Source organism: Chryseobacterium elymi (genome assembly GCF_003385495.1).
In the GTDB taxonomy this organism is placed as follows: domain Bacteria; phylum Bacteroidota; class Bacteroidia; order Flavobacteriales; family Weeksellaceae; genus Chryseobacterium; species Chryseobacterium elymi.
Genome location: NZ_QNUH01000040.1, coordinates 1 through 8,492, shown reverse-complemented (window position 1 = coordinate 8,492; position 8,492 = coordinate 1). Strand labels below are relative to the sequence as shown.

The 8,492-nt window shown below is 35.9% G+C and carries 10 protein-coding genes; 4 read left to right on the top strand and 6 right to left on the bottom strand.

Features of this window, described 5'->3' with window-relative positions; translation table 11 throughout:
- Both DRF60_RS20475 and DRF60_RS20470 read left to right on the top strand, forming a co-directional pair.
- Positions 1-440 (top strand): MarC family protein (locus DRF60_RS20475; RefSeq protein WP_133297259.1); only part of this gene is annotated, 440 nt, incomplete at its 5' end.
- A 5-nt stretch (positions 441-445) separates the two neighbouring features.
- Positions 446-640: a hypothetical protein gene (locus DRF60_RS20470; RefSeq protein ID WP_034728849.1), complete on the top strand. Its 195-nt coding sequence runs from the start codon at positions 446-448 to the stop codon at positions 638-640.
- 108 nt (positions 641-748) lie between these two features.
- Here DRF60_RS20470 and DRF60_RS20465 read toward each other — a convergent pair whose 3' ends face one another.
- The 6 genes from DRF60_RS20465 to DRF60_RS20440 all read right to left on the bottom strand — a co-directional run bounded on the left by DRF60_RS20465 (position 749) and on the right by DRF60_RS20440 (position 6,959).
- Positions 749-1,714, bottom strand: a complete 966-nt coding sequence (locus DRF60_RS20465) for a chorismate-binding protein (RefSeq protein WP_116015175.1) — start codon at positions 1,712-1,714, stop codon at positions 749-751.
- Positions 1,715-1,905: 191 nt separating this feature from the next.
- Positions 1,906-2,337, bottom strand: a complete 432-nt coding sequence (locus DRF60_RS20460; protein ID WP_116015173.1) for a PaaI family thioesterase — start codon at positions 2,335-2,337, stop codon at positions 1,906-1,908.
- A gap of 87 nt (positions 2,338-2,424) precedes the next feature.
- Positions 2,425-3,027: a 1-acyl-sn-glycerol-3-phosphate acyltransferase gene (locus tag DRF60_RS20455; protein WP_116015170.1), complete on the bottom strand. Its 603-nt coding sequence runs from the start codon at positions 3,025-3,027 to the stop codon at positions 2,425-2,427.
- Between the two features lie 310 nt (positions 3,028-3,337).
- Positions 3,338-5,053 carry a PspC domain-containing protein gene (locus DRF60_RS20450; RefSeq protein WP_116015168.1) on the bottom strand — a complete coding sequence of 572 codons (1,716 nt, stop codon included), beginning with the start codon at positions 5,051-5,053 and terminating at the stop codon, positions 3,338-3,340.
- Between the two features lie 11 nt (positions 5,054-5,064).
- Positions 5,065-5,394 (bottom strand): PadR family transcriptional regulator, encoded by a 330-nt coding sequence (locus DRF60_RS20445; protein ID WP_034728860.1) that lies wholly within the window; start codon positions 5,392-5,394, stop codon positions 5,065-5,067.
- Between the two features lie 215 nt (positions 5,395-5,609).
- Positions 5,610-6,959: a cytochrome P450 gene (locus DRF60_RS20440; RefSeq protein ID WP_116015165.1), complete on the bottom strand. Its 1,350-nt coding sequence runs from the start codon at positions 6,957-6,959 to the stop codon at positions 5,610-5,612.
- A 101-nt stretch (positions 6,960-7,060) separates the two neighbouring features.
- Here DRF60_RS20440 and DRF60_RS20435 point away from each other — a divergent pair, with 101 nt between their 5' ends.
- Together DRF60_RS20435 and DRF60_RS20430 are read left to right on the top strand one after the other, a co-directional pair.
- A complete protein-coding gene (locus DRF60_RS20435) occupies positions 7,061-7,744 on the top strand; it encodes an XAC2610-related protein (RefSeq protein WP_116015162.1) in 684 nt (227 codons plus the stop codon).
- Positions 7,745-7,764: 20 nt separating this feature from the next.
- Complete coding sequence (locus tag DRF60_RS20430) at positions 7,765-8,355, top strand: HD domain-containing protein (RefSeq protein WP_116015159.1); 591 nt, start codon at positions 7,765-7,767, stop codon at positions 8,353-8,355.
- Positions 8,356-8,492 lie beyond the last annotated feature (137 nt).

The window sequence follows — 8,492 nt, the reverse complement described above, 5'->3', positions numbered from 1 at the left end:
TGATTGTTTTTCTTTTCGTAGGAAACAAAATTCTTAAGCTGATTGGCGTAGATGTGAACTCCTTTGCCATTGCAGGTGCTTTTGTGATTTTTATCATAGCCCTTGAAATGATATTAGGTATTGAGATCAACAAAACTACCGAAGCAAAGGCCGCATCCATTGTTCCTATTGCTTTTCCACTTGTTGCAGGAGCCGGAACACTTACAACAACCTTATCTCTCCGAGCTGAATTTCATGATATTAATATTATTTTGGGGATTATTCTCAATACAATTTTCGTATATTTGGTGCTGAAATCAGCGAAATGGCTGGAAAACAAAATGGGGGAGGCTACCTTGTCTATTCTGCAGAAAGTTTTCGGAATTATCCTTTTGGCTATTTCAATAAAATTATTTACCGCAAACTTTGCCCAATTGGTGCTGAACTATATTAATTTTTAAGAATCATGCAGAAGTTTTATAAAGTATTTCTAGTTGTGTTTATCGTTTTTATTGCCATCAATCTTTATGCATTGGATTGGCAGACGGATCTTTTATCAGAAGATAACCTGAAGTTTGTATTTTCAATCGCTTCAGCAGTTCTTGGCCTGATTTTACTTTTTGTACTGGATACTTGGAGCAGGATTGGAGTGAAGAAATAATTTAAAAATTACATTATTTAATATAATAAAACCTCTTTCGTTTTGAAGGAGGTTTTTTGTTTTTTGAGAGAGGATGCTGAGACTCTCTAAGTCACCCTTACCTGTATTTTAAGAAACCACAAGATTCTTTAGAATAGCCTCCGATTTCAGTTCCGTTTCCTGCCATTCTTTTTCCGGACTGCTTTGGGCAGTAATACCACCGCCTACAAATACGTGTACAGAATCTTTGTAGAGCCTTGCACATCGCAGGTTGACAAAATACATGATACTTTCCTCTGTTTCCACTTTAATAAAGCCGGAATATAGTTCACGGGGAAATTTTTCAAGTTCCTGAATGCTTTTTTTACAGAAATCCTTTGGAATTCCGCAGACTGCCGGGGTAGGATGGAGTTCATTGATAAGGCTCTCCAGATCTTCAGGCTTAATTTGGGCTTTAAAATCTGTACGGAGGTGCTTGATGTTTCCTGAAATATGATCGTAGGTATTTGATACTTCTATGTTTCCGGAATAGTTCTTAAGAGTATCCTGAATATAGGAGGTGACAGGTTTTTGCTCTTCAATTTCCTTTTCTGTCCACTCTTCGGATACAGGAAGGGTTCCTGCGAGGCTCATGGTTTCAAATTCATGGGTTGTTTTGTTGAATTTCCCCAGAGTTTCTGAAAAAGCTCCTATCCAGGTATTCTGGCCGTCATTGAAAATATATCTGAATGCGTTAGGATAAGATGCGCATAGTTTTTTAAAGCTTTCTTTGAAATCTATCTGATCAAAATCTTTGAAGATTTTCCTTCTTGAATACACCAGTTTGGGAAGCTGATATTCTTTAATGACAGTAATGACCTGATGAAGGCTGTTGATATATTCTTCTTTTGTTTCTGCATTGAAAAAGCTTTCATCTTTCAGCAGGATTTCATTGGTAATGACTGCCTGTTCAAACTGCCTGGAAGCATTGATGATATTGCCTTCAAAACTGATCTGCCTCAACAGGTCAAAAGAATAAAAACTGATGGAGTTCCTATTTATTTGCGGATCAGTGGAATATAACGTTTCGTTGAAAGGAAGTTTGAAATAAATCATGAGCTGTAGATAGGTTTTGAAGATCAATACCCGGAAATGGAGTAAGAGATTTCCAGGATGATTTTCCTTTCAGCAAAGGTATTATTAGTCTTAAAACTGTCAAAATTTAAAGAGCTGTTTTTAACGAAATATTTCGCACAAAGCAAAAAAGACCCAGTTTTTTTGAGTCTTTTATTTATTAACATTTTGGATTACCTCAGAAGAATATTGTTCGTCATTGTCGTGTGGTTGATGAGTACCCCTTTTTCATCCCTGATCTCAATTTCGGAAACATGCATGGTTTTTCCTTTTCTGATGAATCGTGCTGTAGCTGTTACAATCCCGTCTTTTTTACTTTTCAGGTGGTTGGAATTGATATTGGTTCCTACCCCGTAATACTTACTGCTATCGATAAACATATTCGACAGGCTTGAACCCAAGGTTTCAGCAAGCACACAGCTTGCTCCTCCGTGCAGGATTCCGAAAGGCTGGTGTACCTTTGGCTGTACCGGCATGGTAGCCGTTAAGGTTTCATTTTCAACGTCAATATCGATGAACTGTATTTCAAGCGTTTTTGCTAATGTTATATTGTCTCCCCAGTTGTTTAAGAACGTAAGGAGCTCTTCTTTAGTCTGACCTTTCATTTTATAAGTGATAAATAATGAATGATAAATGATGATCTAAATGGGTAAGTGGTAAGTAATTTTGTTCTAACTTCTAACTTCTAACTTCTAACTTCTAACTTCCTCCTCGTTGCCCGTTCCCATAATATTCGGATTCCAGTTCGCCGGTATTTTAGGCACAATATCATTTTTTATATAATAATCCTGAATTTCCTCCATGATCTCTGAAAAAGGGACCGAAGCGATCCTTTCGTAGGGTATGGTATACCCTAAATACACAATATTTCTTTTGAAATCACCTGCTGCAAGAACAATGGGTACTTTTGCAGCCAATGCCATATGATAAAAACCTTTTCTCCACTTTGGGACCCAGCTTCTGGTGCCTTCAGGAGTAATCACAAGGCTGAAATCTTCTTTTTCGAACTGTCTGGCGACAAAATTCACGAGGTCATTTTTCTGGCTTCTGTCGATGCCAATACCGCCAAGCCCTTTTACAAGACTTCCGTACCATGCTTTAGTGTGTGCATCTTTGATGATGATTTTCAAAGGTTTTTCTAAAGACCAATAGGCAAGATTTCCTAACAGGTATTCCATATTGTGCGTGTGGGGTGCAACAACAAGGATGCATCTGTTCAGACTTTTCGCGTCGCCCTGCAGGACAACTTTCCAGCCCAGTATCTTTAGCATTAATTTACCTATCAGCTTTTTCATATATCTTTTAGATTAAAACAAAAAAGTATAACCAAACAGGTTATACTTTACAAATATATTGAAATATTATCGCTCTTAAAACAAACCGCTGATTAAATCTACGATTTTCATAACAATTTCTAGTGCAACTTGTACCATGGTTAGGGTATTTTTTTATGATTTGGTTAATTATTTTTAACTATACGAATGTATAACATTTTTTTAACATAGCGAACTAAATAATAATTTTTTTTCTGATTTCTGAGAGAAGAAGAGTGTGAATTTCAAACGGTTGCCTTCCATTCACACCTTCTGCACTCTCTGAAGTTAATTATTTAGTTTGTATGGAGATTTCGTCTTTTCCGTCTTTAATTTTGATGTCTACATTTTTGTTCGCTTTTTTCAGTGTAGACTTCATAGAATCAATTATCTGGTCGGCCTGGGAATTCGGAACTTTTTTCCCATTGATGATGATGCTGTCTTTGTCATCAGAATTATATTCTATGGTAGAACCATTTACAGAAATTTTGTTCTTTTCAATTCTGATTTTTCCGTCTTCATCTTTTTCCTGATCACTGTCGTTGATTCCGTCCCCGTTCAGATCTCCATTAAAATTGATTCCGTTTTTTTTCACCGGAAGGACAATCATATTTTGAGGAACTACCAGTTCGTAATCAATACTGTAATCTCTGAATCTGTGTTCGTAAGGGTATTTAATATAATTTGGAAGAATTACTTTGTTGTTAATAATTTCTACCGGAACATTTACATTAAGAGGTAGATTGTACCCTTTGGCTTCTTTCTTAATAATCAGATAAGGTGTTTTAATATCCGCTTTTCTTGTAACTTCTACATGTACCCAGTCTTTTTCAAATACAGAGACTTTGTCAGAGTAAAGATCATCATCGTATCCTGTAAAGTTCTGTGGAATAGATATCTGTTTCATATCTACATATAAACTATCAGAAGTTGTATTAATAGAAATCTCTTCCGTATCTTCCTTATGTCCTTTCAGGAACATTTCTTTTTTCGCCATACTAATTCCGAAATAAGTAGAAATTGCAATTAATGTAAGGAATAATGCTCCTAAAACCCATCCTGTATTTCTTAATTTAGTTTTTGGTGAAATAAGCTTAATACTTAACAGTGCGAATATCATTGCAGGGATTAAACTTCCAATAATAATCATTGCCATCAGTACATATTTCATGTTCCCGTCATCAAACAGGTAGTTCATATGATTGATAGGAGGAAAATCGTTATTTCCCATAAATCCAAATGCTACAAATGCACCTAATAAGCTCCCGAATGCCATTAATGCGAAGATTCCTCCTAGGATATATCTTATGACATTCCAGATTCCGCTTCCTGCATTGTTGATATAGGGTTTGTTTTCGATGTAAATTTCTCCAACTCTCTGAGTAGATTCATTGGCAAACTGAACCAATTTATTAGACTCATTCTTAAGATTGTCGAAGTTCATAGGCTTTCCCTTCATTTTCAGGAAATCTGCAGCTGTTTCTGCTTTAGGAAGCACGATCCAGAGAATGACATAAAGAAGGCCAATCAGTGAAGAAGAGATAGCTGCTGTGAAAATGCCTAGTACAAAGATTCCAAGCCAGATAGCTCTCATTGCAGTAATGTCCATTCCTACATAATGGGCAAGACCCGCACACACTCCTGCTATCTTTTGTCTTTCAGGATCACGGAATAATTGCTTTTTATCTGTATATTCAGTACCTGAAGTATTGGTTTTTTTAGAGTTTTTCTCAGAAAAATAGGCTTCTTCCTGCTCTTCGATCTTTTCAGGAGTACCGATCTGTGCAATTACTCTTTCTACATCAGAATCATTTACCACTTCACGTTTTCCTAAAGAATCTCTGAAGATTTCTACCATTCTTATTTCTATATCATGCATTACCTCCTCCTCTTCTGAAGCATCCAATGAGCTTCTCAGTGCATTAAGGTAATCGCTGAGCTTTATATATGCGTGTTCTTCTATCGTGAAAGAAAAACCTGCGAGTCCTATTGAGAGTGTCTTGTTCATAGCTTTGTTTTTTAAATTTTTTGAGTAATTTGGTTTACTGACGCTGTCAGCTCTGCCCAGGTATTTTGAAGTTCGTCCAAGAAAAGCTTTCCTTTTTCTGTAATCTGGTAGTATTTTCTTGGTGGTCCTCCTGTAGATTCTTCCCATCTGTAGGAAAGGAACTCGCCATTTTTCAGTCTTGTTAGGAGAGGATAGAGGGTTCCTTCCACTACATCCAGTTTTCCTTTTTTAAGCTCATCGATAAGGTCGGAAACATACATTTCACGATGGTTGATGAGACTTAAAATACAGAATTCCAGAATTCCTTTGCGCATTTGCGCTTTGGTATTTTCAGTATTCATCTTTAATAAGTTTTGTTAATTAGTTATAGTTTCAGAATAATGCTCCTAGCTAGATGAACCTATTCCGATTTTACATTACAAAGATATGTAATTAAAATGGTAATATGCAATACAAAGTAGTGAAAAAATACAAATAAATCAATTAACTAATTGAAAATCAGGATAATTATTTTTATTATTGAATTTTAAGAAATGAAAATTTTAAAGAAAATGGATCAAATTGTTACTAATTTTCCTTTTAAACTAGTTGGTCTTAAAGTAACAAGAGCTTTTTTCTCCAATTCTGTCTGATAAGATAGAAAACTGAATTTTTTGTAGAATTTACGGATGATAAGAGCCATTTCCATCATAGCAAAATGTTCGCCAATGCAAAGTCTGGGTCCGGCACCAAAAGGGTAGTAAGTGAAATCCTTAGCATTTTCGTCATCAAAACGCTCAGGAATAAAAGAGTCCGGATCTTTCCAATATTTAGGATTTCTGTGAAGACCGGTAATATACAGAATAATCAAAGTATCTTTCGGCCAGGAATATTCTTTGAAACGGTCATTTTCCAAAGCCTGACGATCAATGGCCCAGGCTGGAGAATGCAGCCGCATAGCTTCTTTGATGATATTTGAAGTAAATGACTTTTTCATTAAACTTTCAGAAGTAAAAACCATTTCTCCTTCGTCTGCGATTTCTTTTTTCAACTTTTCCTCAGTCTCAGGATTCTGACTGATTTCAAAAAATATAAAGCTTAATGCATTAGCGGTTGTTTCGTGACCAGCGATAAAAAGAATGAGCATTTCATCAACCAATTGCTCATCAGACATCGGAAGCTGTGTATCTTCATATTTTGTTTGGATAAGCATGTCCAGCAAATCATTTTTCTCTTCTCCTGAACTTTTTCGTTTATCCAAGACCTCTTGAATAATAGCTTTTGATTTTTTACTTTTTTCAATCGTTTTTTCAATAATGCCTAAAGCTTTTAAAATTTTAGAGTAAAAAGGCAAGCGAACCTCTTTTGCGAAAACTTCCTGAACTTCTGTAATGATTTTACCCAGTTCTTTCACCTGGTTTTCACCAATATCGGAACTGAAAAGAGTTTTTGCGACAATATTAAAAGCGAGCCGATGAAAGAAATCGTAAAGATCTATATCCTGTTCCGGTTGGAATGACTGAAAAGCTTGATCAATTTCCTCTTCCATAATTGAAACAAGGTTGGCGATTTTCGTTTTGCTGAAACCGGGTTGAATCAGTCTTCTCTGCTTTAGCCAGTCTTTTCCGTTATTCGTGAGCAACCCGTTTCCCAGGTACTTTCCTAAAGTGATGGATTGGATCTCAGATTTGTAATAGTTTTTATGATTTTGCTTTAAAATATATTCTGTGAATTCTTTATCCTGAGAAAAAATAAAGTTCTTATTGTTCAGATTGGCTTTGATATAATAGTTGTCTCCTGCAATTTTATGGTTTTCAGAAATAACCTCTAGCGGATTTTTTATTCCTTTAAATAAAGAATATAATTTTCTTGTTCCTTTAATTTCCGTTGGATAATTGAATTCTGAAGACATATTATATATTTCCATTAAAAATACAACTAATCTATTATATAAAATAGCTTTCAGCCAAAACCCTTATTTTTGCATAAAATTTGTTTGAAAAAGCGAGTGAAAAAAAATCATCATACATGATCAATACATCCATATTATACAGGTCTCTATCAACATTGATACTGCTTGGATCTTTGTGCTTCGGACAATATCGTTTTGCCATTGAAGACGCATCCAGGAAATATAATGCGGAAATTACCGTTGAAGAATGTCAGATTGATGCCTGCAGGAATAAAGCTGCTATCGTACTGTTCAGTAAAAGCGGAGATAAGCTACAGACTCTTACTTCCGGAGATTTTATCATGTATTTTAAAGAAGGAATAAAGCCGTCCAACACTGGTGTAGCAACACTAACTCGCGGAATGGTCCACGACGATCCTCTGGTTTTTGGAGATTTTAATTTTGACGGTACCGAAGATGTAGCCATAAGAAACGGCAGTGGCGGAAACTATGGCAGCGCTTCTTTTGATGTGTATGTATTTAATTCCACAAAGAAACAATTTGTTCTGAGTAAAGAACTTACTGAAATTGCCAGTTCCTACCAGGGAATGTTTGATGTAGATGCAAGGCGAAAACGATTAACCACTTACGCCAGATCCGGGGCTTCTTTACATTACACCTACGAATATCAGGTAATTCCCCATAAAGGATTAGATCTGGTTTACGAAAAAATTGGAGATTTAAGTGAGGAACCTCCAAAAGTAACGATAAGAGAAAAGATTAATAACAAGTGGGTGGTTAAAAAGTCAACCGAATATTAATAGTTTAATAAAAAATAGAAATGAAAATACAGAAGGAGATTGATTTTATCCTGGCAGTTGATGCCCTGAAAAACGTACAGAGAAGAAACTACAATGCCGATGATTCAAGGAGGGAAAACACAGCTGAACACTCATGGCAGATCATTATTTTGGCACAAATCCTTTATCCATATGCTAAAAACCGTGCGGATATTGATCTTTTAAGAGTCATAAGAATGCTTTCCATTCATGACTTAGTGGAGATAGAGGCAGGAGATACTTTTCTTTTTGATGAAAAAGCAATGGTGGGAAAATTCGAAAGAGAAAAAATTTCAGCACAGAAAATTTTTGGAATTCTGGATGAACCTTTGCGTACAGAGTTTTTTGAATTATGGCTCGAATTTGAAGAAGAAAAAACGCCGGATGCTATTTTTGCCTGCTCCATTGACCGTATTATGCCATTTATCTTAAACTCTCACACTTCAGGAAAAAGCTGGACGGAAGCCGGCGTGACTGAAAAGCAGATCAGAAATATGCTGGAAAATGCTATTAGGCGGGCATCAGATGAGATGGGAGAGGCTTTTGAGACATTACTGATCAGAAGTTTGGATACTGATAAGGTGGTTCGGTAGATTTGTCGCAAAGCAAGACTGAGATTTTTAAATTGCTGTTTTTTTAAGATAAACAAGGGCGTTTCACTTCAGTGCAATGCAATTTTTATAAATACAATTGCCTTATACCTTATAAATAGTTTCGGGCGGCCAAAGGC

Excerpts from the sequence above, each read along its gene's own strand:
- DRF60_RS20470 (WP_034728849.1), top strand. The coding sequence starts at position 446 with ATGCAGAAGTTTTATAAAGTATTTCTAGTTGTGTTTATCGTTTTTATT.
- DRF60_RS20440 (WP_116015165.1), bottom strand. The coding sequence starts at position 6,959 with ATGGAAATATATAATATGTCTTCAGAATTCAATTATCCAACGGAAATT.
- DRF60_RS20430 (WP_116015159.1), top strand. The coding sequence starts at position 7,765 with ATGAAAATACAGAAGGAGATTGATTTTATCCTGGCAGTTGATGCCCTG.
- DRF60_RS20465 (WP_116015175.1), bottom strand. The coding sequence starts at position 1,714 with ATGATTTATTTCAAACTTCCTTTCAACGAAACGTTATATTCCACTGAT.
- DRF60_RS20455 (WP_116015170.1), bottom strand. The coding sequence starts at position 3,027 with ATGAAAAAGCTGATAGGTAAATTAATGCTAAAGATACTGGGCTGGAAA.
- DRF60_RS20460 (WP_116015173.1), bottom strand. The coding sequence starts at position 2,337 with ATGAAAGGTCAGACTAAAGAAGAGCTCCTTACGTTCTTAAACAACTGG.
- DRF60_RS20435 (WP_116015162.1), top strand. The coding sequence starts at position 7,061 with ATGATCAATACATCCATATTATACAGGTCTCTATCAACATTGATACTG.
- DRF60_RS20445 (WP_034728860.1), bottom strand. The coding sequence starts at position 5,394 with ATGAATACTGAAAATACCAAAGCGCAAATGCGCAAAGGAATTCTGGAA.
- DRF60_RS20450 (WP_116015168.1), bottom strand. The coding sequence starts at position 5,053 with ATGAACAAGACACTCTCAATAGGACTCGCAGGTTTTTCTTTCACGATA.